Raw genomic sequence first — 24,335 nt, forward strand, 5'->3', positions numbered from 1 at the left:
TCACCTCGTCAAGGTCGCATCGAAAGCCGCGCTGCGGTCGGCGACGGCCAGGGGCAAAGGCTCCAGGGCGGCAAGGACCGCGCCCTGGGTGAGGATCTGCGGCAGCACGGCCGGTGCGGCTCCGCTGCCGTAGAGGAGATAGAGCGGCACGCCGTTGCGGCCATGCTTTTCCAGGAGCCGGGTGATCTCGGGGTTCTGGTTGGTCCAGTCGCCCTTGAGGTAGGTGACGCCGCGCGCCTTGAACGCCGCCTGCACCGCGTCGGTGCGCAGCGCCGTGCGTTCGTTGACCTGGCAGGTGATGCACCAGGCCGCCGTCATGTTCACGAACACCGGCTTGCCCGCGGCCACCAGGGCGTCGAGGCGGCTCTGGGTGAACGCTTCCGTGCCGCCGGCGACAGCCGTCCCCTCCGCCCGGTCCCGGTCGAGCCCGAGGGTGAGGGCGGCGACCGCCACCAGGGCGGCCACGGCCGCCCCGCGCCCGATCGCCCGCCCGGTCGGGGCGGCCGCGCCGGCCTTCTCCCAGGCCCAGGCGGCGAACCCGACGAGGACGAGGCCGAGGAGGGCCGAGAGCAGCCCGGTCGAGCCGACCTGCTGGGCCAGCACCCAGATCAGCCAGGCGGCGGTGGCGTAGAGCGGGAAGGCGAAGGCGCCCTTGAGCACGTCCATCCAGGCGCCGGGCCGCGGCAGGCGCCGCACCGCCGCCGGCCAGGTGGTGAGCACGAGGAACGGCAGGGCGAGGCCGAGGCCCAGGCTCGCGAACACGGTCAGCGCCACGCCGGCCGGCTGCGTCAGGGCGAAGCCCACCGCCGAGCCCATGAAGGGAGCGGTGCAGGGGGTCGCCACCACGGTCGCGAGGACGCCGGTGAAGAACGAGCCCGACAGGCCGGACTTGCGGGTGAGCCCGTCGCCGATCCCGGCGACCGAGCCGCCGAGGTGGAACACCCCGGACAGGCTCAGGCCCATGGCGAACAGGAGGTAGGCCAGGCCCGCCACCACCAGGGGCGATTGCAGCTGGTAGCCCCAGCCGATCGACGCCCCCGCGCCCTTCAGGGCGATGAGCAGGCCGGCGAGCCCCAGGAACATCGCCAGCACCCCGGCGGTATAGGCCAGCCCATGCAGGCGCACCCGCGCCGGCGGCTCGCCGGAATGGCGCACGAGGCTGAGCACCTTGATCGACAGCACCGGGAAGACGCAGGGCATCAGGTTGAGGATGATGCCGCCGAGGAAGGCGAGTCCGGCCGCCCCCCACAGGGTCAGGTCCGCCTCGGCGGGCGGGGGCGTCGCCACGGCGGCGTCGGCGGCGACGGGCACGGCCGAGACGGGCGGCGGCGGTGCCTCGCCCAGGGCGAACGACCGGGCCAGGGTCCCCTCCGGCGTCACCTCGTCGAAGGTGAGGACGCCGGGCAATTCGGCAGGCGGGGTCGCCTCGATGGTGGCGCGCGTCAGCGTCAGGCGCAGGCCGCGCCCGTCGACCGCGACATCCTGCGGGGCGGCGTGTTCGACGGCGGTCTCGGCATAGGGGAAGAAGGCGACGTTGCGGATCGCCTCGGGCGTCAGGCCGGGAGCCTCGAGGCTCACCACCAGCCGCTCGCCGTCCCGGCTCAGGGACGAGGGCCACGGCGAGGGTTTGGGCAGCGCCGCGCGGGCCTTGGCGAACAGGGCGCGGTTCTGCGGGTTGGGCGCGGCACTCGCCCCCTCCGGTGCGACGGGGACCGTCAGGCGCAGGTCGGCGGTGCCGGGCACGCATTCGCGCTCGCACACGAGGTAGCTGAGGCGGCCCGAAAGGGTCACGGGCTTGCCCGGCGCGAGATCGGCCGGGGGCGTCACCGTCGCGAGCAGCACGACCTCGTTCTCGAAGCCGAAGTTGACGAGGTGAGCCACCGGGATGCGGCTCGGGGTCGGCCAGTCGATGGCGCCGGCCGAAAATCCCTGCGGCAGGGTCCAGGCCATCTCCGGCGGCAGGCCGGAATCGCCGGGGTTGCGCCAGTAGACGTGCCAGTGCTCCCGCATCGCCATGCGGATGCCGATCGCGAACGGCTCGCCCGCCCGGATCGCGCCGGGCTCGGCCACCAGGCTGGCCTTGACGAGATCGGCCGGGAGCTTGAGGCCCTGGGCCGAGGCGCCGGACAGGCCGGCGATGGCGATGAGCAAGAGGGCGAGAAGCCGGGTCATCCGCGTCCTTCGGTTACACGCCTCTCCTCCCCCTTGCGGAGAGGAGTTGGAGGTGGGGTGGCCGGGGGACCCTGCGTCGAGACCGGCCGAACCACCCCGACATCCCCGCCCCCTCCCCGAAGGGGGGAGCGCCGTCAATCACCGCGACGTGTGCCTTTGTACATAGGCGCCGCAATTCCGCCGGCCAACGCGAGACCGCGGGACTGCGGCAAAGCCTACCGCTGGTTCGCCGCTCCGAGCGGCCGGGTTACGTCGTCGAGCCACGCCCGCGTCGCCGGCTCGAGGCCGGGGGAGAGCGCCGCGCGCACCCGGGCGTGGTAGGCGTCGATCCAGGCGATCTCGCCGGCATCGAGGAGACCCGTGTCGATCAGGCGCGGGTCGTAGGGGGCGAGCGTCAGGGTCTCGAAGCCGAGCATCGGCCGCTCGGCGCCGGCGATGGCCCGGGTCTCCACCAGGATCAGGTTCTCGATGCGGATGCCGTAGGCACCGGCGCGGTAGTAGCCCGGCTCGTTCGACAGGATCATGCCCGGCACCAGGGCGACGTGCCCGGTCTTGGCGATGCGCTGCGGCCCCTCGTGCACCGAGAGGAAGGCGCCGACGCCGTGGCCGGTGCCGTGGTCGAACTCGAGGCCGGCCTGCCACAGGGGCTGGCGCGCGAAGGCATCGATCTGCGCGCCGGTGGTCCCCTGCGGAAACACCGCGCGGGCGATGGCGAGGTGGCCCTTGAGCACCCGGGTGTAGCGGTCGCGCATCTCCTCGCTCGGGGTGCCCACCGCCAGGGTGCGGGTGATGTCGGTGGTGCCGTCGGCGTATTGGGCGCCGGAATCGATCAGGAACAGCTCGCCGTCCCGGACCGTGCGGTCGGTGCCCCGGGTGACGCGGTAGTGGACGATGGCGCCGTTGGGGCCGCTGCCCGAAATGGTCGGGAACGAGACGTCGCGCAATTCGCCGCCCCGGTCGCGAAAATCCTCCAGCGCCTCCACGGCGGCGATCTCGGTGAGGGAGCCGGCCGGCCGCCCATCGACCCAGGCGAGGAAGCGGGCGACCGCGAGGCCGTCTCGGTGGTGGGAGGCCCGGGCGCCGTCGATCTCGGCGGCGTTCTTGGCGGCCTTCATCGCCGCGATCGGATCGGGACCGAGATCGACGCTCGCACCCGCCGACTCGATCCGGCCCTTGAGCGCCACCGCCGCCGTGGCGGTGTCGAGGCGGATGCGTCCCGTCGTCAGGCCGGCGAGGGCGGCGGCGAAGGCGGCGCGCGGATGGATGTCGGCCAGCCCCGCCAGGGCGTCGCGCAGGTCAGGTGCGATGTCCTGCGAGGTGAGGAACAGCGCGGGCCGGCCCTCGCGGGGCAGGATCGCGTAGCCGAGCGCCAGCGGGGTGTGGGCGATGTCGGCCCCGCGCAGGTTGAACGCCCAGGCGAGGTTGTGGGGATCCGAGACGACCAGAGCGTCGCAGGCCGCCGTCTCCAGCACCGTGCGGATGCGTGCGAGCTTGCCCGCCACCGGCTCCCCGGCCAGGGCCTCGGGATGCAGCACCACCGGCCCGGCGGGTGCCGCCGGCCGGTCCGGCCAGACCGCATCGACGGGGTTGGCCTCCACCGCCCGGATCGTGGCGCCGGCCTTGGCCGCCGCCTTCTCCAGGCGGCCGACGCCTTCGGCGGTGTGAAGCCAGGGGTCGTAGCCGAGCACGGCGCCGGCCGGCAGATGGCCCGAGATCCAGGCCTCGACGGTGGTCTCGGCCAGCGCCACCGGGGTGATGTGGGCGGTGTCGACCTGCTCGGGGGCCTGCAGCGTGTAGCGCCCGTCCACCACCAGGGCCGCGGCATCCAGGAGGACGATGGCGGTGCCGGCCGAACCGGTAAAGCCCGTGAGCCAGGCGAGGCGCTCGGCGTTGGCCGGCACGTATTCCGACTGGTGCTCGTCGGCGCGCGGCACCACGAACCCGTCGAGGCCGGCCCCGCGCAGGGCATCGCGCAAGGCCCCGAGGCGGGCGCCACCCTCGCGGTGGCTCGGATCGTCGAAGGTCTGGAAGCGGCGGCGGCTCATCCCGCCAGGGTTAAGGCCGGCGTCCGCCACCGGCAAGCCGGCGAGGACGGTCTCAGAACGGCCGCGCCGCCGCACCGCCGCGACGCAGGACCAGGGTCGCCCAGCCCTCGATCAGGCCGTGGGCGGCCAGATGAAAGCCGCGGTGGCGGTAGGTGGAGAGCACGCCCGGCACGTCGCGCTCGATCAGGCCGGACAGGATCAGCACGCCGCGGCCGGAGACGGTGGCGGTGAGCGAGGGGGCGAGGCGCTTCAACGGCCTGGCCAGGATGTTGGCGAAGACCACGTCGAACCGGCGCGGGCGGTCGGCCAGCGCATGGCGCACGCCCGGCCCCTGGTAGAGCCGCACCAGGGGACCGAGCCCGTTGAGACGGGCGTTGCCGCGGGCCGTGAACACCGCCTCCGGGTCGAGGTCGCCGGCGATCACCGGCTTGCGCAGGGCCTTGGCGGCGGCGAAGGCGAGGATGCCGGTGCCGGTGCCGACATCGAGCACCTGCCCCGGCCGGCCGCGCTTGAGCACGGCGGCGAGCGCGCGCAGGCAGCCCAGCGTGGTGCCGTGGTGCCCGGTCCCGAAGGCGAGCGCCGCCTCGATCTCGATGGCGAGGTCGTTGACCCGCACCGTGTCGCGGTCGTGCGAGCCGTGGACGAGGAAGCATCCGGCCCGTACCGGCTTGAGGCCCTCCAGGGAGGCGCGCACCCAATCCTGCTGATCGATGGTCTCGAAGCTCGCCGCATCCGCCTGGTCGCCGACCACAGGGCGGATCATGTCGCGGATCATGGCCTCGTCGGGGGCGTCGGCGAAATAGGCCTCCAGGCGCCAGGTGCGGCCATCCTCGGCCTCGAAGGCGGCCACCGCCGTCTGGGTCGGATCGAACATCTCGCCGAGGAGATCCGTCATCGCCCGCGCCGAACCCTCGTCGGTCATCAGGCGCAGGACGTGTGTCGGGCGGTGGGGGGGCAGGCCTTCGAGCATGGTGCCGGCTCTATCACCGGCGAAGCTCCGCCGCCACCGGCGGCTTGCGTTCTTGAAACGTTCCAATCTTGCGGCGGCGCCGGAACACGGCAACGGGGGTCCGCGTTTTCGGTGGCTTCTCCGAGGTCGACCCGACATTCGAGGGTGCGTGTGCGTATGACGAACAAGAAAGCCGGCCGCAAAGCGTCGGTGGTGCTCGCGCCCGGGTTGTCGCTGCGGCGGCGGCGGGGACGCAAGACCGGGATGGAAACGTTGGGGGCACAGGCGCTGGCGGCGCCGGTGCCCGGGCCGCTGCTGGTTCTCCTGAGCCGGCTGCATCGCCGCGAGGACGTGTCCCATGACGAGGCCGAGGCGGCCGGCGGCTTGCCGCCGCGCAACCGCGACCTATGATGCCGCCGCCCCGCCACCGGGTCGACGGAGACGCTCGATGACGACTGCCACGCGACGACTCTGCCTCGCTGCCCTCCTCGCGATGACGCTGGGCGCGACACCGGTTCGCGCGCAGACGCCCGTGGTGGTGTTCGCCGCCGCCAGCCTGAAGAACGCCCTCGACGAGGCCGTCGCCGCCTGGTCGAAGGAGACCGGCAGGACGGCGAGGGTCTCCTATGCGGCCTCGAGCGCGCTCGCCAAGCAGATCGAGGCCGGCGCGCCGGCCGACCTGTTCTTCTCCGCCGACCTCGCGTGGATGGACGACGTGGCGGCCAAAGGCGGCATCCGACCCGAGACCCGCGTCGACCTCCTGCGCAACGCCCTCGTCCTGATCGCCCCCAAGGACGGCCCGGAGGCGATTCCCCTCGTGCCCGGCCTCGACCTCGCCGCGCGCCTCGGCGGCGGCCGGCTCGCGGTGGCCAACGTCGATGCGGTGCCCGCCGGCAGGTACGGCAAGGCGGCGCTGGAGAGCCTCGGGGCCTGGGCCGGCGTCAAGGACAGGCTGGCCCAGGCCGAGAACGTGCGCGCCGCGCTTCTTCTCGTCTCCCGCGGCGAGGCGCCGCTCGGCATCGTCTACGCCACCGACGCGGTCTCGGATCCGAGCGTGCGGGTCGTGGGCACATTCCCGACCGGCAGCCATCCCCCCGTGATCTACCCGTTGGCGCGCACCAGGGACTCGACCCACCCGGACGCGGCGGCACTGCTCGGCTACCTGCGCAGCGCGCCGGCGCGGGTGTTCTTCGAGCGGCAGGGTTTTGGCGTGATCGGCGCCGAGAACAGGACGTGAGCGCTTCGCGCGCTTTGTCATCACCACGCCGACCATCGTGACGGCCTGGCTCGGCCTCACGCCCGACGAGACCACCGCCATCTGGCTCAGCGTGAAGGTCGCCTCCATCGCGACCCTGGCGAGCCTCGGGCCGGGGCTGGCCGTCGCCATGCTGCTGGCGCGGGGAAAATTCGTCGGGCGAGCGTTCCTCGACGCCCTCGTCCATCTTCCGCTGATCCTGCCGCCGGTGGTGACCGGCTACCTGCTGCTGCTGACGTTCGGCCGGCGCGGCTGGGCGGGCGGGGTCCTGGCCGATCTCGGCATCGTGTTCTCGTTCCGCTGGACCGGGGCGGCGCTGGCCTGCGCCATCATGGGATTCCCACTGATGGTGCGCGCGATGCGCCTGTCGATCGAGGCCGTCGACCGGCGCCTCGAGCAGGCGGCGGCGACGCTCGGCGCCCGGCCGCTCGCGGTCTTCCTCACGGTGACGCTGCCCCTGAGCCTGCCCGGCATCCTCGCCGGGGCGGTGCTGGGGTTCGCCAAGGCGATGGGCGAGTTCGGCGCCACCATCACCTTCGTCTCGAACATCCCCGGCGAGACCCAGACCCTGCCCTCGGCGATCTATACCCTGACGCAGGTCCCCGGCGGCGAGGCCGGCGCCCTGCGCCTCACCCTGATCGCCGTGGCCATCGCCCTCGCCGCGGTGCTGGCCTCCGAGGTGCTGGCGCGGCGCCTCGCAGCGCGGATCGCGGGATGACCCTGTCCGTCGCGGCCGGCCTGACGCGGGGCACCTTCGCCCTCGACGTGGCGTTCGAGACCGGCCCGGGCCTCACCGCGCTGTTCGGACGCTCGGGATCGGGCAAGACCACGGTGATCGACCTCGTCGCCGGCCTCGTCCGGCCCGACCGCGGCCGCATCGTCCTGTCCGGCGAGACGCTCCTCGACACGCAAGGCGGCGTCAGCGTGCCGGCGCACCGGCGCGGCATCGCCACCGTGTTCCAGCAGGCCCGTCTCCTGCCCCATCTCACGGTGCGCCAGAACCTCGGCTACGGGCGCTGGTTCGCGCGGGCGCGGCCCGAGACCACCGGCCTCGACCCCGATACGGTCGTCGCCATCCTCGGCATCGGCCATCTCCTCGCCCGCCGTCCCGCCGGCCTGTCCGGGGGGGAGGCGCAGCGGGTCGCCATCGGCCGGGCGCTGCTCAGCCGACCGCGCCTCCTCCTGATGGACGAGCCGCTGGCCGCCCTCGACGAGGCCCGCAAGGACGAGATCCTGTCCTGCATCGAACGCCTGCGCGATGCGGCCGGGATCCCCATCGTCTACGTGAGCCACGCCGTCGCCGAGGTGGCGCGGCTGGCCGATACCGTGGTGGTGATGGAGGCCGGCCGCATCGCCGCCTCCGGCCCGGCCGATGCGGTCCTGCGCCGGACCGACCTCGTCCCGGTCGGCGACGGCGAGGCGGGGGCGGTCCTGGACCTCGTCGTGGCCGCCCACGACGCGGACTCCGGCCTGACGCGGATCGACGGGCGCGTCGGCACGCTGACGGTGCCGCGTCTCTCCCGGCCCGTCGGCAGCGCAGTGCGGCTGCGCATCCCGGCGCGCGACGTCCTCGTCGCGCTGGCGCCACCGGTGGGCCTGAGCGCGCGCAACGTCCTCCGGGGCCATGTGCTCGGCCTCGTGCCCTCGGTAGCGGCCACGGTGCTGGTCGAGATCGACTGCAACGGCGCCGTCCTCGCCGCCCGCCTCACGCGCGCCTCGGCACGCGACCTTCGCCTCGAACCGGGCCGACCGGTCTTCGCCATCGTCAAGAGCGTCGCCTTCGACCCGCAGGATGTGGGTCGCGGCCGGCCGCCGGTGATCGAGATCTGACGGGCGGCGCACTGGGGCTCGCCCACTTACCCTCCCAGCAGCGCCGATGAATTATCCCTTTTTGATCGCGTTCGGCGTCAAAAAGGGATAATCACAATCGAGACAAAGGCTTGCAGCGGACGACGGACGATCATTCGTTCCCTGGGCTCGATCGGTACGGCTGGGGGGATAGCATGCGGCCCTACAGTGAGTTGAACGGAGACCAGGCCCGCCAGGCGATCGATGTCGAGCAGGTGCTCGCCGCCTATCGCACTGCTTGGGAGCGACACCACCGTAGTTTTACGGGTTCGATGGCCTGGAAGTCCGTCAGCGGTCATCGCTACCTCTACCGGAAGCGGCAGGGCATCTGGTCCTCGCTCGGAGCACGCAGTCCGGAGACCGAACGGATCCATCGCCAGTTCCTCATCGGACGCCTGCAGTCTCGCTTTCGCGTCGCTCGGCTGGCCAAACGCCTCGATGCGATGGCCCCGGTGAACCGCGCCCTTGGCCTTGGGCGCGTACCGGTCATAGCCGGACGGATCCTGCGGCGGATCGATCAAGCCAAGCTCGGAGACGCCGCCCTCACGGTCGTCGGCACCAACGCCCTGTTCGCGTACGAACGCTTGTGTGGCGTTCAGGTCGCGAGCGGCCATCTGGCGACCGAGGACATCGACCTTCTCTACGACGCAAGGGTACGCCTGAAGCTCCTCGCGCCCGACATCGCCCGTGAGGGAGTGGTGGGCCTGCTGAAGAAGGTCGACCGCTCCTTCGACATCCTGGGCAAGGGCGGGTTTCGGGCCGTGAACCGCGATGGCTACATGGTCGATCTGATCGCGCCGATGCCGAGGAACAGGATGGCATCGATCCATCGTGCCCGATTGGGATCGGACGACAACGATCTTCAAGCCGTCGAGATCGAGGGCCTCGCCTGGCTCGTGAACAGTCCGAAAACCGCCGTCACCGTCGTCGATGAGCGCGGCTATCCCTTGACGATCACAGTGCCGGACCCTCGCGCCTTCGCCCTGCACAAGGCGTGGCTCGCAAAGCGCCCCGATCGTGATACCCTCAAGCGATCACGCGACGCCGCCCAGGCCAGCCTGGTGGCCGAGCTCCTGACCACACGCCTGCCGCACCTCCGGTTCGACGATCCGGCTCTCGGCGCCCTTCCCCTCGCCCTTCGCGACGAGGCGGAGGGGCTGATGGGCGGTCTTGCCGCCGCCCACGAGGAGGACGACGGCGCGCTGACCCCGGGTTGGTGAGGCCCTACTTCCCCGCCAGCAGCGGCGACCAGCTCGGGTCCGAGGCGTAGGAGGGGGTCGGCACCGGCTGTTCGACCTTGCCGGTGATGTCGACCATGTAGAGCTTGCCGCCGCCCTCGCCGCCCGGATCGCGGAAGAACACCACGTACTGGCCGTTGGGCGCGAAGGTCGGGCCCTCGTTGTGGAAGCCCTCCGTGAGCACGCGCTCGCCCGAGCCGTCCGGCTTCATCACGCAGATCGCGAAGGAGCCCTTGCGCTGCCGGGTGAAGGCGATGAGATCGCCCTTGGGCGACCAGGCCGGCTGCGAGGCCGAGCCGTCGCCGAAGGAGATCCGGGTCGGGTTCGAGCCGTCCGCCCCCATCACGTAGATCTGCTGCGAGCCGCCCCGGTCCGATTCGAACACGATCCGGCCGCCGTCCGGCGAGTAGGTCGGCGAGGTGTCGATGGCGTTGCCGTTGGTGATCGGCGTCTGCGCCTTCGAGCCGAGGTCCATGCTGACGATGTCGGCGTTGCCGCCCTGCTGCACGCTCATCACGATGCGCCGGCCGTCGGGCGAGAAGCGCGGGCTCGTGCTCATCGAATCGGCCCGCCCGATGGCCTGGCGCGCGCCGGTCTCGAGGTTGACGACCTGGATGCGCGGCTGCTGGCCCGTCGCCTGGGTCATGTAGGCGATGTCCTGGGTGGCCGGCGAATAGCGCGGCGCCACCACCGAGGTCTCGCCGCTGGTGAGCGCGCGCACGTTGGCCCCGTCCTGGTCCATCACCATCAGGCGCTTGCGGCGGTTCTCCTTGGAGCCGGATTCGTCGACGAAGGCGATGCGGCTGTCGAACCATGGCCCGAGGCCGGTGATCTTGGTGTAGACCGAGTCCGACACGAGGTGCCCGGTGCGCCGGGCGTTGGCCGGGTCGGTGCCGTACTGCTGGCCGGTGATCTGCTGGCCGCTCGTCACGTCCCACAGCCGGAACTCGACCTTGAGCCGCCCCGAGGCGTCGCGCCCGACCCGGCCGGTGACCAGGGCCTGCACGCCCGCCGCCCGCCATTTGTCGAAGCCCGGCACCGCATCGAAGCCCGGCGCCTCGGGGAACTTGCCCTTGTCCAGCGGCGTGAAATAGCCCGAGCGCCGCAGGTTGTTGGTCACCACGCTCGACACCAGCAGGCCGAGGCTGGCGTCGCCGGAAAACTCGGTGATCGCGATCGGCATCGGCTGGAACGCGCCGCCGCCGATGCGCAGTTGCAGCTGCGCCTGCGCCGGGGCGACGAATCCCAGGCAGACGAAGGCCAGGGCGGCGAGGAGCGTCGCGAGGGCGAACGGGCGTCGGTGAGAGCTGTGCGGCATGGTCCAATCCGAGAAGGTGTCGAAGCATCGCACGAGCGTGAGGCTGGCGCGTCGCACTCGCCTCCCCCCGTGTGGGGAGGAGTTGGAGGTAGGGGTGGTCCGCTGGTTGGGGGCGGCAGGGTCAGCCGGCCACCCCCACCCGCGATCCCTCCCCACGCGGGGAAGGGACGGGCGAGACACCGGCGCTTACGCCCGGGAGAACTCGAACTCCGCGTTGATGGCTTTCCAGTCGTTGTAATAGGGCGCGTATTGGGCCGGGATGCGGTAGGGCGCGCAGCGCCGCACCGCGCGCAGGGCCGCCTGCGCGATCGACTGGTCGATGGCGTTGGCGCCGCCGCGCAGGAGCCGCGGCTCGGTGGACAGGGTGCCGTCCTGGTTCAGGCGGATGTCGAGCATCGGCAGCACGACCCCCTGCGCCGCGCCGGGAGGCGCCGAATAGCACCGCTCGATCTGCTGCTGCAGCATGCCGACCAGCGCTTCGCGCAAGGACGGTGACAGGCGCTGCGAGGTGCCCGTGGCGGCGCCCAGGGCCGCCGTGCGCTGGACGTCGCGGCCGGTGGCACCGGTGGATTGCGAGGCCGCCTTCGAGGCGAGCAGCTGTTGGATGTCGCCGGCGCTGAACTTCTCGGCGAGCTCGGCCTGCTTGCGCGCCTTGGCCTCGGCATCGGATTTCGCTTTTGCCTCGGCGAGCGCCTTGGCCTTCGCCTTGGCGGCGGCCTCGGCCTTGGCCTTGGCGGCCGCTTCGGCCTTGGCCGTCGCCTCGGCCTCGGCGGCCTCCTTCTGGCGTTCGGCCTTGGCTTCGGCCACGGCCTTCGCCTGTTCGGCGGCCGCCCTGGCCTGCGCCTCCGCGACGGCCTTGGCCTGGGCTTCCGCCTTCGCCTTGGCGGCTTCCCTAGCCGCTTCTCTGGCCGCTTCCTTGGCCGCCTCTTTCGCGGCTTCCTTCGCTGCTTCCTTGGCGGCTTCGGCCTTGGCCTGTGCCTCGGCCCGCTCCATCAGTTCGGCCATCTGCTCGCGCTTGACCGCCTCGGCCTTGGCGGCTTCCTTGGCCGCTTCCTTGGCGGCCTCTTTCGCAGCCTCCTTGGCCGCGGCCTTCGCGGATTCCTTGGCGGCTTCGGCCTTGGCGGCGGCAGCCTTGGCCGCGGCCTCCCTGGCGGCCTCGGCCTTCGCGGCTTCGGCTTTCGCGGCCTTCTCCGCCGCCTTGGCGCGCTCGGCCTCCTCCACGGCGGTGGGATCGGCCTCGCTCACGCGCAGGGGCATCTCGTCGGCGGCGGCGACCTTCATCTCGGGCGGGCGCTTGGGAGGCGCCGGTGCATCGACCGCGGCGTTCTCGGGCTCGCGTTCCTCGGGCTTGTCGGAGGCACGGTCGGCGCGGGGTTTCGCCTCCGGCTGCGGCGTCTGTCCGTCGCGCGCGCCCTTGGTCAGTTCGGAGAACTGCTGCTCGGTCATGACCTCGACGGGCACGCCCTCGTCGGCATCCGGCAGGGCCGGCGCGGCGACGGCGAACAGCGCGGCGGCCAGCAGCGCCACATGGGTGGCGGCCGAGATCCAGACGCCCGGCTGGCTGCGGTCGAAGGGGAGCTGCACCGGTGCCGCGCCCGCTACTTCTGGTCCGGCTCGGTGACGAGGGCGACCTTCTTGAAGCCGCCTCCCGTCACGATCGCCATCACCTGGGCGACCCGGCCGTAATCGACCCGCTTGTCGCCGCGCACGAACACCCGCTCCTCGAATCCGGCCTTGGCGGTCTCGGTGAGCTTGCCCACGATGGTCTCGTCGGTGAGTTCGTCCTCGCCGAGGAAGATCTGGCCGCTCTGGCGGATCGACAGGGTCACGGGCTTGGTGTCCGAGTTGAGGGGGCTCGCCTTCGATTGCGGCAGGTCGAGGGGCACGCCCACCGTCATCATCGGCGCGGCCACCATGAACACGATGAGCAACACCAGCACGACGTCGATGAACGGCGTCATGTTGATCTCGTTGATGGCGCCGCCGCGACGGGCGCGCCGCCGGCGCTTGCCGCCGCCCTGTACCGCTCCGTGGGCCATGATCGTCGTCCTTCGGGGCTCTTCGGGGTCAGGCGACGAGGGACAGCCGCTCGTCGATCTGCCGCGAGAGGATGGCGGAGAACTCGTCGGCGAAACCCTCGAGCCGCGACTGGAACTTCGAGACCGAGGATTGCAGCTTGTTGTAGGCGAGCACCGCGGGGATGGCCGCGAACAGGCCGATGGCGGTGGCGAACAGCGCCTCCGCGATGCCCGGCGCCACCACGGCCAGCGACGTGTTCTTCGAGGCGGCGATGGCGGTGAAGGCGGTCATGATGCCCCAGACCGTGCCGAACAGACCGATGTAGGGGCCCGCCGAGCCGATCGAGGCGAGGAACAGGAGCCGCGATTCGAGGCGCTCGACCTCGCGCTGGATGGTCACGTCGAGGACCTTGTCGATGCGCTGCGACAGGCTCTGGATCTGGCGGCCCGAGCCCTCGAACGAGCGCTTCCACTCGCGCATGGCCGCCACGAACAGGGCGCCGAGCCCGATCGGCTGGCGGTCGTTGAAGGAGCGGTAGAGCTCCTCCAGCGAGCGGCCGGACCAGAACGCCTCCTCGAAGGCGTCCATCTCGGCCTTGGTGCGGCGATACAGCAGCGTCTTGTCGACGATCACCGACCAGCTCCAGACGGAGGCGCCGATCAGGCCGATCATCACCGCCTTCACGACGAAGTGGGCCTGCCAGAACAATCCGAACAGGCTCATGTCGGCTGCGGGCAACGCCTGCATGGCATCGGCGGAGGTCATGGCGGGTCCTCGTCCAGGGTCGCCGGTACGGCCGTCCCTCGCGCTCTCGACGATCCGAGCGGTCGATCCGCCGAGCGGCCGATCCCTTAGGATCGATGCACTTGGAATCGCGCGGGATTCTGTCGAAAGTATGGGTCGGCCACCGGGCGGTCTCGCCACCCTGCATGACGGCATAGGGTTAACGCTCCCTTGCCGGGGCTCGGGATGCCGCCCGCGAACGCTGCATCGCAGCATCGGCGAGCGCCCGGGCCTCGAACCTCAGCCCGCCAAGCCCCGGACCGCCGTGCGCGAAACGTCCGGGGCCACGAGGGACGGCGGGATCAGCTCCGCTCGCGCCGGATCTGGGCGCCGCAGCGGCCGAGCTTGGCCTCCAGGGCCTCGAAGCCGCGGTCGAGGTGGTAGACCCGGTTGATCTGGGTCTCGCCCTCCGCCGCCAGCCCGGCGATGACGAGGGAGACCGAGGCGCGCAGATCGGTGGCCATCACCGGCGCGCCCCGGAGGCGCTCGACGCCCTCGACGATGGCCAGGTCGCCCTCCAGCCGGATCCTGGCGCCGAGGCGGGCCAGTTCCTGCACGTGCATGAACCGGTTCTCGAAGATGGTCTCGCGGATGTGCGAGCGGCCCTTGGCGAGGGTCATCAGCGCCATGAACTGCGCCTGCAGGTCGGTGGGGAAGCCCGGGAACGGATCGGTGGTGACGTCCACCGCGGCGATGCCGCCGCCGTTGCGCCGGATGCGGATGCCGTCGGCGGTGGAGGTGACCTCGGCGCCGGTGGTGGTGAGGATGTCGAGGGCGCTGTGCAGGAGGTCGGCGCGGGTGTTCTCCAGGGTGACGTCGCCGCCCGTCATCGCCACGGCCATGGCGTAGGTGCCGGTCTCGATCCGGTCGGGCAGCACCTCGTGGCGGGCGCCGTGCAGGCGCGAAACGCCCTCGATGGTGATCCGCGGCGTGCCGGCCCCCTCGATCCTGGCGCCCATCTTGGTGAGGCAGGCGGCCAGATCCACCACCTCCGGCTCGCGGGCGGCATTCTCGATCAGGGTCGAGCCGTTGGCGAGCGCGGCCGCCATCAGGGCCACATGGGTGCCGCCCACCGTGACCTTGGGGAAGTCGATCTCACCGCCGCGCAGGCCGTTCTTGGCCTTGGCGATGACGTAGCCGCCGTCGATCTCGATGGTGGCGCCCAGGCGCTCGAGCGCCATCAGCAGCAGGTCCACCGGACGGGTGCCGATGGCGCAGCCGCCCGGCATCGAGACCTTCGCCTCGCCGAAGCGCGCCAGCAGCGGCGCGATCACCCAGAAGCTCGCCCGCATGGTGGAGACGAGGTCGTAGGGCGCGGTGGTATCGATGACGTTCGAGGCGGTGAGCCGGATGGTCTGGCCCGTCTCGGTGGTCTGGCCCGGGCGCTTGCCCACCACCATGTGGTCGACGCCGTGGTTGGACAGGATGCGCAGCAGCGCCTGGATGTCGGCGAGCCGCGGCACGTTGACGAGTTCGAGGGACTCGCCCGTCATCAGGCTGGCGATCATCAGGGGCAGCGCCGCGTTCTTGGCGCCCGAGATCGGGATCACCCCGTGGAGCGGCGCGCCGCCGGTGATGTGGATACGGTCCATCGTCGTCCCTTGTGGGCGGGTGGCGCGCTCGGGCGCCGGTCGCCGGTTCCTTCAAGCTCGATGCGCCGAGCTATACGGTATTTCGTGGTCGAAAAGGGGAAGCCGGCTCGTCACCGGCATCCGGCGGGTCGCGGCGGCCCCCGTCCCGCCCCGGCGGCGGGGCCTCGGCACGGGCCCGCGACTGATCCTTGCGCCGCCGCAGGTTGTCGCGCAGGGCCGCCTTGAGTCGGTCCGCCCGGTCGTCGGTCTTGTCGGCCATCCGTCGGTCCGTGTGGCTGAAATGCCCTGCCCGAGGCCCTCGCGATGCCGGCCTCGCGCGACCCTTCGTCGCCATGACGCCGTAGCGGCTTTCGCGCGATCCCTCAACGGATGCACACCAGGGCCGCTTGACGCGACTTGAACCAATTCCAGATTGGCCTGTATCGTCAGGAGCGCCGGAGACCCCGGCACACCGATCGAATGTTAACGTCAGCCGAGGCAGAATCAGACGGCGCCACCCTCTTCCGACGAAGACCGCCGGCGCCGCGGCTCCCGACTCCCGGGGGCCAACACTGTGAGAGATCTGCCCGACCGGCCGCGCGATAGCACCGCACGGCCCGACACAGCCCATAAGGACGGTTGCCCGTGAATCGGATGCCCGCGATGACCCAGATCGTCCCGATGACGACTCTGACACAGGACTCAGGCTCCAGCCGCACCGACTACGACGCCTACTTCCGGTCCGCCCTCGACCGCCTGCACGGCGAGCGCCGCTACCGCGTCTTCGCCGACATCGAGCGCATCGCCGGCCGCTTTCCCATCGCGCACTGGCGCCGGCCCGACGGGGCGACCTCCGAGATCACGGTGTGGTGCTCGAACGACTATCTCGGCATGGGCCAGCACCCGGACGTGGTCGGCGCCATGACCCAGACGGCCGCGCGCTGCGGCGTCGGGGCCGGCGGCACCCGCAACATCGCCGGCAACAACTCGCCGCTGGTGGACCTCGAGCGCGAACTGGCCGACCTGCACGGCAAGGAGGCGGGCCTCGTCTTCACCTCGGGCTACGTCTCGAACCAGGCCGGCATCTCCACCATCGCCAAGCTGCTGCCGAACTGCCTCATCCTGTCGGACGCCTTCAACCACAATTCGATGATCGAGGGCGTGCGCCATTCCGGCTGCGAGAAGCGCGTCTTCCGCCACAACGATCTCGCCCATCTCGAGGAGCTGCTGCGCGCCGCCGGCGACCGGCCCAAGCTGATCGCCTTCGAGAGCGTCTACTCCATGGACGGCGACGTCTCCGACATCGGCGCGATCTGCGATCTCGCCGACCGCTACGGCGCCATGACCTACCTCGACGAGGTCCATGCGGTCGGCCTCTACGGTCCGCGCGGCGCCGGGATCGCCGAGCTCCACGGCGTGATGCACCGGGTCGACGTGATCGAGGGCACGCTCGCCAAGGGCTTCGGCTGCGTGGGCGGCTACATCACCGGATCGACCATCCTGTGCGACGCGGTGCGCAGCCACGCACCGGGCTTCATCTTCACCACCGCGCTTCCCCCCGCCATCGCGGCGGCGGCCCGCGCCTCGGTGCGCTACCTCAAGCGCTCGGGCACCGAGCGGGCGGCGCACCAGCGCCAGGCGGCGCAGACCAAGCGCGCCCTCGAGGCCGCGGGCCTGCCGGTGCTGCCCACCCAGACCCACATCGTGCCCCTGATGGTGGGCGACGCCGAACTGTGCAAGGCGGCGGCCGACCACCTGCTCGAGCGCCACGCCATCTACATCCAGCCGATCAACTACCCCACCGTTCCCAGGGGCACCGAGCGCCTGCGCATCACGCCCTCGCCCTTCCACGACGACGCCCACATCGCCCGCCTGACGGCGGCGCTGGTCGAGACCTGGGACACCCTCGACCTGCCGCGGGCCGGCACGGTGTTCGTCGAGGCGGCGGAATAGGCGGTCGATCCGCCGCCCGCCGCCCCGGGGCTCCTCATCCCCTTTCCGGTTGATCACTTCGTGATGCGGACATGGGCTTCGCTCAGGCGCCGCGCGGGCTCGGTGATACGGTTCCCACTTGATTTGAGCGGAAACCATATCAGTACTGCCAAAAAATCCGCTGCAGCTCCTTGCTGTCCTGGGTCTTCGTCAGCGCCACCGCCGCCAGGATCTTGGCCTTCTGCGGGTTGAGGTCGTGGGCCACCACCCAGTCGTATGTGTCGTCGGGCTGCTCGGCGTTGCGCAGCACGAAGCCGTCGCCGACCCGCGACGAGCGGATGACCTGCACGCCCTTGGACCGGATGTCCTTGAGGGTGTCCACGAGGTAGCCCGCCACCGAGCCGTTGCCCGTCCCGGCGTGGACGATCGCCTTGGCGCCGCCGGCCACGGCGGCGGCGTAGGGCGCCGGGTTCATGTTGCCCGAGCCGTAGACGATGGCGACCTCCGGCAGCGTCTCGATGGCGTCGATGTCGAACTCCGAGGTGGTGCCGTGGCGCTTGACCGGTGCGCGGAACCAGTAGGTCTTGCCCTCCACCACCATGCCGAGCGGACCCCACTGGCTGAAGAAGGCCGAGGGCTTGATGTTGACGCGCTTGGTGGTGTCGCGGCCGGCCTGGATCTCGTCGTTCATCGTCAGCAGCACGCCCTTGGCCCTGGAATCCTTGGCCGCGGCCACCACCACGGCGTCGAGGAGGTTGAGCGCCCCGTCCGCCGAGATCGCGGTGGAGGGGCGCATCGAGGCGACCATCACGATGGGCTTGTCGGTCTTGACCACGAGGTCGAGGAAGAAGGCGGTCTCCTCCACGGTATCGGTGCCGTGGGTGATCACCACGCCGTCGACGTCGTCGCGCTTGACCAGGGCCGACACCTGCTTGGCGAGCTGCACCAGCTGGACGTTGGTGAAGCTTTCCGAAGCGATCTGGAAGGCCTGCTCGCCGCGGACCTCGGCCACCTGGGCGATGGCGGGCACGGCGGCGATCAGCTTGTCCACCGGCACCTTGGCGGCCTGGTAGGTGGCGCTGTTGGCGGCATCCGCCCCGGCGCCGGCGATGGTGCCGCCGGTGGCGACGATGACGACGCGGGCCTTTTGCCCGGCCGCCGCGGGCTTGTCCGTCGCCGCCGCGGGCTTCTCCGTCGCCGCCGCGGGCCTGTCCGTCGCCGCCGCGGGCTTGCCCGGATCAGGCCCCTCGAGGGCACGGGCGCCGCCGCCGGCGAGGAGGAGGGCGGCGAGGCTCGCGCTCGCGAACAAACGGAGGTGGGGGGCGGGCGCCGAACGAGTCATGCGAGGGTCTCCTGGGGCGTGTCACGGCGCCGGGCCGCAGGCCGCGCGGCGCAGGCCAGCCATAGTGCAAAAACGTGGCCGCCGGCACCAGCGGCCCGACGCGAGCAGGCGGCTTCGACGGACCGGCCGGCGCGTCGAGCGTCTCCGGCCAAGATTCGGCCGGTCACATCCTGCGCTGCACCATGAACTGGCGGCATCGCGGCACTATAGTCGCGATGTCCGCGCCGTTCTGCTGGTCGACCAGGCAAGCAGTGGCGGTTCTTTACGGTCCGGTGAAGAAATTTGACTGGACTTCCCGCCGGCCTGCGGCAAAACCTCATGCCCTTGAGCGATTGTGCCGGCGCTCGCCCCGAGGGTGGACGTGCGGCGAGTGAGGGCGTCTCGCCGATGAAGAAGAACAAGGTGATCTCGGCCGAGGAAGCGATCGCGCTGATCCGGCAGAACGACGTGGTCACCACCACCGGCTTCGTCCAGAGCTGCATTCCGGAGGCCCTGCACGCGGCCCTCGAGAAGCGGTTCGTCGACACCGGTGCGCCGCGCGACCTCACCCTGATCATGACCGCCGGCGCGGGCGACAGCAAAGGCCTCGGCACCGGGCGCCTGCACCACGAGGGCCTGCTCAAGCGCGTCATCGCCGCCAATTTCGGGCGGATGCCGAAGGTCGCCAAGGCCGCCCAGGAGAACAAGATCCTCGGCTACAACCTGCCCCAGGGCGTGATCTCGCAGCTCTACCGGGCTTGCGCCGCCGGCCAGCCGGGGCTGTTCTCGAAGGTCGGCCTGCAGACCTACGTCGACCCGCGCCACGGCGGCGCCAAGGTCAACACGGTGACCAGCGACGACATCGTCAAGCTCGTGGAGGTCGATGGCGAGGAGTGGCTGTTCTACACCGCCACCAAGATCGACGTGGCCTTCATCCGCGGCACCTCGGCCGACCCCTCGGGCAACATCTCCTTCGAGAAGGAGGCCCTGACCCTCGACTGCCTCGCCCAGGCGATGGCGGCGCGCAACAACGGCGGCATCGTCATCGCGCAGGTGGAACGCATCGTCGAGGACGGCTTTTTGCTGCCCAAGGACGTGCGGGTGCCCGGCATCCTGGTCGATTGCGTGGTTCTGGCCGAGCCCGAGATGCATCGCATGAACTACGGCGTGCAGCACGATCCCGCGCTCGCCGGCCAGATCCGCGTGCCGGTGACCGGCATGAAGAAGATGGCCCTCGACGCCCGCAAGATCGTGGCGCGCCGCGCCGCCTTCGAGCTGCCGCCCAACGGCGTCGTCAACCTCGGGGTCGGCGCGCCCGAGGGCATCGCGGCGGTGGCCAACGAGGAGAAGGTGACCCCCTACATCACGCTCACCACCGAGGCCGGTGCGGTGGGCGGCGTGCTCGCCTCCGGGTCGAGCTTCGGGGCGGCCACCAACGCCGACTGCGTCATCGACCAGAACCAGATGTTCGATTTCTACGACGGCGGCGGCCTCGACATGACCTGCCTCGGCTTGGCCGAATGCGACCAGCACGGCAACGTCAACACCAGCATGTTCGGCGGCCGGCTCAACGGCTGCGGCGGCTTCATCAACATCAGCCAGAACGCCCGCTCCGTGGTCTTCGCCGGCACCTTCACGGTGGGCGGGCTCGAAATCGCCATCGAGGATGGCAAGGTCCGCATCGTCCAGGAGGGACGCTCGCAGAAATTCCTGCCGGCGGTGGAGCAGATCACCTTCAGCGGCCCCTACGCGCAGTCGCGCTCGCAGCCGGTGATCTACGTCACCGAACGCTGCGTCTTCCAGCTGCGCGAGGAGGGCCTCGAACTGATCGAAGTCGCGCCGGGCATCGACATCGAGCGGGACATCCTGCCCCACATGGGCTTCCGGCCGATCATCAACCAGCCCTCCCTGATGGACGCGCGCATCTTCCGCGACGAGCCGATGGAGCTGTTGTCCGACCTCCTCAACCTCAACCTGCCAGAGCGGGTGAGCTACGACAGCGAGCGCAACATCCTGTTCCTCAACCTCGAGGGCTGGCACTGCCGCGTGAAGAGCGACATCGACGACCTGCGCAAGGTGCTGGTCGACGCCTGCAAGAAGGCGGGCAAGCGCGTCAACTCCGTGGTCAACCACGACGGGTTCCGGATCAACGAGAACCTCTACGACGACTATGCCAGCATGATCCAATACCTGTCGGCGAACTACTACCTCACCACCACCCGCTACGCGACGAGCGCGTTCCTGCGCCTGAAGATGGAGGAGGCACTGAACCGCCGCGGCCTCGCCCCGCACGTGTTCGAGCGCAAGGAAGACGCGCAGGCCTTCCTGGAAGGCGCCGACCGCAAGATAAGGCGCGCTTCGACCATCATCGCATCGGCGGCGTAAGGGACCGAATCCTCCCGTGGGGCGGGGAGCCGCCGTTCCCCTGCCCCACGGAGACAAGGGAAGAGCGACCGGCGGCTAATCCGTCCAGCCGTAGTCCTCGGCCCGCGTCGCGCCGCGGTGGAACGTCAGCCTGCGATCGTATTCGAGGGGATCCTTGGGCTGCACCAGGGCGCCGGGCGGCACGTTGAGCCAGTCCACCAGCCGGGTCAGCATGAAGCGCAGGGCCGCACCCCGGCACAGGATCGGCAGGGCCGCGACCTCGGCCGGCTCCAGCCGGCGCACCGCTTGGTAGCCGGCGATCAGGGCCTCGCCCCTGTCGCGATGAAATGCGCCCTCGGCATCGAAGCACCAGGCGTTGAGGCAGATCGCCAGATCGTAGGCGAAGGCGTCGGTGCAGGCGAAGTAGAAGTCGATCAGCCCCGACAGGGCGTCGCCGATGAAGAACACGTTGTCGGTGAACAGGTCGGCGTGGATGACCCCGCCGGGCAGGCCCTGCGGCCAGCCGGCCTGGAGCACGGCGAGGTCGGCGCGGGTGCGGGCGGCGAGGCCGGGCGCCACCGAATCGGCCTGCGCCTCGGCCTGGGCGAACAGCGGCCCCCACGCCTCCACCGACAGGCCGTTCGCGCGGACCATGGGAAAGTCGGCTCCGGCCGCGTGCAGGCCGGCCAGCGCGCGGCCGAGTTCGGTGCAATGGTGCAGGCCGGGGCGCTTGACCGATACCCCTTCGAGGAAGCTCACGATGACCGCCGGCCGGCCGCACAGGCGCCCGAGGGCCTCGCCGTCGCGCCGGCGGATCGGCTGCGGGCAGGCGAGGCCGCGGGCGCAGAGGTGCTCCATCAGGTTGAGGAAAAACGGCAGGTCGCCCTCGTTCACCCGCTTCTCGTAGAGGGTGAGGATGTAGGAGCCGGCGGTGGTGTGCAGGAAGAAGTTGGTGTTCTCGACACCCTCCGCGATGCCCTTGAAGGAGAGCGGCGTGCCGATGCCGTAGCCGGCCAGGAAGGCGGTCAGGGCCTCGTCGGAAACCTCGGTGTAGACGGCCACGGCGCGAGTCGCTTCAGTTGTCCGGTCTGCCAAAACGAAGGGGCGCCTGAGAAGGCGCCCCGGGGCTATTCCGGCCGATGCCGGCAGAGGGCCTGCCGCGTCAGGCGGCGGCGTCGCTGCGCAGCTCGCGCGGCAGCGGGAACGACATGTCCTCGACCACCGTCGAGACCGTGTCCACCGTCACCTCGTAGCGGGCGGCGAAGGCGTCGATGATCTCCTCCACCAGCACCTCGGGCGCCGAGGCGCCGGCGGTGAGGCCGAGGCGGCGGATGTTGGTGAAGGCGTCCCAGTCGATCTCCTCGGCCCTGAGCACCAGGCGGGTGATGGGGCAGCCGACCCGCTCGGCGACCTCGCGCAGGCGCTGCGAGTTCGAGGAGTTCGAGGAGCCGACCACGATCACCGCATCGACGAGCGGCGCCACCTGCTTGACCGCCTCCTGGCGGTTGGTGGTGGCGTAGCAGATGTCGTCCTTGTGCGGCCCGGTGATGCTCGGGAATTTCTTCTTGAGCGCCTCGACGATGTGGTGGGTGTCGTCGACCGAAAGCGTGGTCTGCGTCACCCAGGCGAGGTTTTCGCGGTTCTCCGGCTCCAGGGCGGCGATCTGCTCCAAGTCCTCGACCAGGGTGATCGAGCCCTTGGGCAGCTGGCCCATGGTGCCCACCACCTCCGGGTGGCCGGAATGGCCCACCAGCAGCACGTGGCGGCCACGCTTGTGGTGGATCTCGGCCTCGCGGTGGACCTTGGTCACCAGCGGGCAGGTGGCGTCGATGGTTGTGAGCCCGCGCGCATCGGCGTTGTTGGGCACGGTCTTGGCGACGCCGTGGGCGGAGAAGATCACCGGAGCGGAGCCGTCCGGCACCTCGTCGAGCTCGCGCACGAACACCGCACCTTTGCGCTTCAGGCTCTCGACCACGTACTTGTTGTGGACGATCTCGTGCCGCACGTAGACCGGCGGCCCGTAGATGGCGAGCGCCCGCTCCACCACGTCGATGGCCCGCACCACGCCGGCGCAGAAGCCGCGCGGCGCGCACAGCAGGATTTCCAGCGGGGGCTTTCCCGATCCGGAGGCAGGCGCAGTCAGTGTGGTGATATCGCTCATGATAACCGGGATGTGGCGAGGCGGGGCCGCCCCTGTCAACCGCTTATAGCGGGAAACCGCGCGCGGGGCACCGTCGCCGTCGCCAAACGCATGGCGAGGCTCACCGCGGCGGGAAACGGCAGGGTCGGCTCGGGGCGAAATCCGCACCTCCGCCTGGACCTCTCGGCCGCCCGCCCATGTTACATTGGGATGAACGACGCCGTTCCCATCCGAATCCCGGGCAGCGCCATGCGGATCGCCGCCACCGCCCGAACGGTCGGCATCATGGCCGCCGAGCGGGCCGATGCCCTCGACCGGTCCGGCGCGTTTCCGTCCGAGGACGTGGCGCTCTGCCACGAGGCCGGGCTGCTGGCGGCCCCCCTGCCCGCCGACCTCGGCGGGCTCGACCTGTGCGCCCCTCGGCACGCCCCGATCCTCCTCGACGTGCTGGCGCACGTCGGGCGCGGCAGCCTCGCGCTGGGGCGGCTCTACGAGGGGCACGTCAACGCGCTGGCGCTGGTGCTGCGCTACGTGCGGGGGCCGGTCGCCGAGCGCCTGGCGGCGGACGCCCGCGCCGGGCACCTGTTCGGCGTCTGGAACACGCAGCCGCCGGAGGGCGGGCTCGCCATCGACGGGCCGGCGGCGGCACCCCGGCTCGTCGGCTGCAAGTCGTTCGCCTCCGGCGCCGGCTCGGTCACCCGCCCCCTCGTCACCGCCCGGCTGCCGGACGGGCGCCAGCAGATGCTGGTGGTCGATCTCGAGGCCGGCACCCGGATGGACCTGTCGGGCTGGCGGGCGCACGGCATGCGCGCCTCCGCCTCCGGCACCCTCGACTTTTCCGGCATCCCGGTCGATCCTGCCATGACGGTCGGCGAGCCGGACGACTACTTTCGCGAGCCGGATTTCTCGGGGGGCGCCTGGCGCTTCACCGCCGTGCAACTCGGGGGGATCGAGGCGGTGTTCGACGCCATGCGCGCCCATCTCGTCGCCACCGGCCGCGGCGGCGACCCGCACCAGCGCGCCAGGGTCGGCGAGGCCGCCATCGCCGTCGAGACCGCCCGCCTGTTTGTCGGCCGCGCGGCCGACCTGATCGCCGAGGGCACGGCCGCGGCCGACCGGCTCATCGCCTACGTCAACCTCACCCGCCTCGCGGTGGAACGGGCCGGCCTCGACGTCCTGGAGAAGGCGCACCGCTCGGTCGGCCTTTCCGGCTTCCTGCAGGACCATCCCCTGGAGCGGCTGAGCCGGGATCTCGCGACCTACCTGCGCCAGCCGGGGCCGGACCGGGCGCTCACCGATGCCGCCGCCTACGTGCTCGCCGACCCCTCCCCCGCCGATGCTCTGTGGCATGGGCGGGACACGGCCTGAGGCCATGGGCGG

At 71.1% G+C, this 24,335-nt stretch carries 20 protein-coding genes; 8 read left to right on the forward strand and 12 right to left on the reverse strand.

Annotated features, from left to right (window positions below):
• The 3 genes from ASG59_RS10045 to ASG59_RS10055 all read right to left on the reverse strand — a co-directional run bounded on the left by ASG59_RS10045 (position 1) and on the right by ASG59_RS10055 (position 5,187).
• Complete coding sequence (locus ASG59_RS10045) at positions 1-2,172, reverse strand: protein-disulfide reductase DsbD domain-containing protein (RefSeq protein WP_056408697.1); 2,172 nt, start codon at positions 2,170-2,172, stop codon at positions 1-3.
• 215 nt (positions 2,173-2,387) lie between these two features.
• Positions 2,388-4,217, reverse strand: coding sequence for an aminopeptidase P family protein (locus ASG59_RS10050; RefSeq protein ID WP_056408699.1), 1,830 nt, complete (start codon positions 4,215-4,217; stop codon positions 2,388-2,390).
• Between the two features lie 52 nt (positions 4,218-4,269).
• A complete protein-coding gene (locus tag ASG59_RS10055) occupies positions 4,270-5,187 on the reverse strand; it encodes a 50S ribosomal protein L11 methyltransferase (protein WP_056408701.1) in 918 nt (305 codons plus the stop codon).
• Between the two features lie 156 nt (positions 5,188-5,343).
• On the opposite strand from ASG59_RS10055, the gene ASG59_RS10060 reads away from it, so the two are divergent.
• The 5 genes from ASG59_RS10060 to ASG59_RS10080 all read left to right on the forward strand — a co-directional run bounded on the left by ASG59_RS10060 (position 5,344) and on the right by ASG59_RS10080 (position 9,489).
• A complete protein-coding gene (locus tag ASG59_RS10060; protein ID WP_056280649.1) occupies positions 5,344-5,577 on the forward strand; it encodes a hypothetical protein in 234 nt (77 codons plus the stop codon).
• A gap of 37 nt (positions 5,578-5,614) precedes the next feature.
• Positions 5,615-6,403, forward strand: coding sequence for a molybdate ABC transporter substrate-binding protein (modA, locus tag ASG59_RS10065; RefSeq protein ID WP_056280651.1), 789 nt, complete (start codon positions 5,615-5,617; stop codon positions 6,401-6,403).
• A gap of 37 nt (positions 6,404-6,440) precedes the next feature.
• Positions 6,441-7,139: a molybdate ABC transporter permease subunit gene (gene modB, locus ASG59_RS10070; protein WP_056280655.1), complete on the forward strand. Its 699-nt coding sequence runs from the start codon at positions 6,441-6,443 to the stop codon at positions 7,137-7,139.
• Positions 7,136-8,251, forward strand: coding sequence for a molybdenum ABC transporter ATP-binding protein (gene modC, locus ASG59_RS10075; RefSeq protein ID WP_056408703.1), 1,116 nt, complete (start codon positions 7,136-7,138; stop codon positions 8,249-8,251). Before modB ends, modC begins: the two co-directional genes overlap by 4 nt.
• A 173-nt stretch (positions 8,252-8,424) precedes the next feature.
• The gene (locus tag ASG59_RS10080) at positions 8,425-9,489 is read left to right on the forward strand and encodes a nucleotidyltransferase domain-containing protein (protein ID WP_082528719.1); all 1,065 of its coding nucleotides are present in this window, start codon (positions 8,425-8,427) and stop codon (positions 9,487-9,489) included.
• Positions 9,490-9,493: 4 nt separating this feature from the next.
• Here the strand turns inward: ASG59_RS10080 and tolB are convergent, their stop codons facing one another.
• From tolB to ASG59_RS19910, 6 genes are all read right to left on the reverse strand, one after another.
• On the reverse strand, positions 9,494-10,825 hold the full coding sequence (gene tolB / locus ASG59_RS10085) for a Tol-Pal system beta propeller repeat protein TolB (RefSeq protein ID WP_056408894.1): 1,332 nt from the start codon (positions 10,823-10,825) through the stop codon (positions 9,494-9,496).
• A 186-nt stretch (positions 10,826-11,011) separates the two neighbouring features.
• Positions 11,012-12,409, reverse strand: coding sequence for a cell envelope integrity protein TolA (tolA, locus tag ASG59_RS10090; protein ID WP_056408705.1), 1,398 nt, complete (start codon positions 12,407-12,409; stop codon positions 11,012-11,014).
• Positions 12,410-12,423: 14 nt separating this feature from the next.
• Positions 12,424-12,864 carry a biopolymer transporter ExbD gene (locus ASG59_RS10095; RefSeq protein WP_055879494.1) on the reverse strand — a complete coding sequence of 147 codons (441 nt, stop codon included), beginning with the start codon at positions 12,862-12,864 and terminating at the stop codon, positions 12,424-12,426.
• 28 nt (positions 12,865-12,892) lie between these two features.
• Complete coding sequence (gene tolQ / locus ASG59_RS10100; protein ID WP_055879495.1) at positions 12,893-13,609, reverse strand: protein TolQ; 717 nt, start codon at positions 13,607-13,609, stop codon at positions 12,893-12,895.
• Between the two features lie 320 nt (positions 13,610-13,929).
• Positions 13,930-15,219, reverse strand: a complete 1,290-nt coding sequence (gene murA, locus ASG59_RS10105; protein ID WP_055879498.1) for a UDP-N-acetylglucosamine 1-carboxyvinyltransferase — start codon at positions 15,217-15,219, stop codon at positions 13,930-13,932.
• Positions 15,220-15,289: 70 nt separating this feature from the next.
• Entirely contained in the window at positions 15,290-15,478 is a 189-nt protein-coding gene (locus tag ASG59_RS19910; RefSeq protein ID WP_082494285.1) for a hypothetical protein, read from the reverse strand.
• Between the two features lie 383 nt (positions 15,479-15,861).
• On the opposite strand from ASG59_RS19910, the gene hemA reads away from it, so the two are divergent.
• Entirely contained in the window at positions 15,862-17,151 is a 1,290-nt protein-coding gene (gene hemA / locus ASG59_RS10110) for a 5-aminolevulinate synthase (protein ID WP_244475689.1), read from the forward strand.
• 139 nt (positions 17,152-17,290) lie between these two features.
• On the opposite strand, the gene ASG59_RS10115 is transcribed toward hemA, so the two are convergent.
• Positions 17,291-18,472, reverse strand: a complete 1,182-nt coding sequence (locus tag ASG59_RS10115; protein WP_082528720.1) for a type II asparaginase — start codon at positions 18,470-18,472, stop codon at positions 17,291-17,293.
• 387 nt (positions 18,473-18,859) lie between these two features.
• Here ASG59_RS10115 and ASG59_RS10120 point away from each other — a divergent pair, with 387 nt between their 5' ends.
• Complete coding sequence (locus ASG59_RS10120; RefSeq protein ID WP_055879500.1) at positions 18,860-20,836, forward strand: CoA-transferase; 1,977 nt, start codon at positions 18,860-18,862, stop codon at positions 20,834-20,836.
• 75 nt (positions 20,837-20,911) lie between these two features.
• Here ASG59_RS10120 and thrB read toward each other — a convergent pair whose 3' ends face one another.
• Entirely contained in the window at positions 20,912-21,877 is a 966-nt protein-coding gene (gene thrB / locus ASG59_RS10125) for a homoserine kinase (protein WP_056408709.1), read from the reverse strand.
• Positions 21,878-21,977: 100 nt separating this feature from the next.
• Positions 21,978-22,976: a 4-hydroxy-3-methylbut-2-enyl diphosphate reductase gene (gene ispH, locus ASG59_RS10130; RefSeq protein WP_055879505.1), complete on the reverse strand. Its 999-nt coding sequence runs from the start codon at positions 22,974-22,976 to the stop codon at positions 21,978-21,980.
• A gap of 264 nt (positions 22,977-23,240) precedes the next feature.
• On the opposite strand from ispH, the gene ASG59_RS10135 reads away from it, so the two are divergent.
• The gene (locus tag ASG59_RS10135) at positions 23,241-24,323 is read left to right on the forward strand and encodes an acyl-CoA dehydrogenase family protein (protein WP_244475693.1); all 1,083 of its coding nucleotides are present in this window, start codon (positions 23,241-23,243) and stop codon (positions 24,321-24,323) included.
• The last annotated feature ends 12 nt before the right edge of the window (positions 24,324-24,335 follow it).

The sequence above is a fragment of the Methylobacterium sp. Leaf466 genome (assembly GCF_001425565.1).
GTDB lineage: Bacteria > Pseudomonadota > Alphaproteobacteria > Rhizobiales > Beijerinckiaceae > Methylobacterium.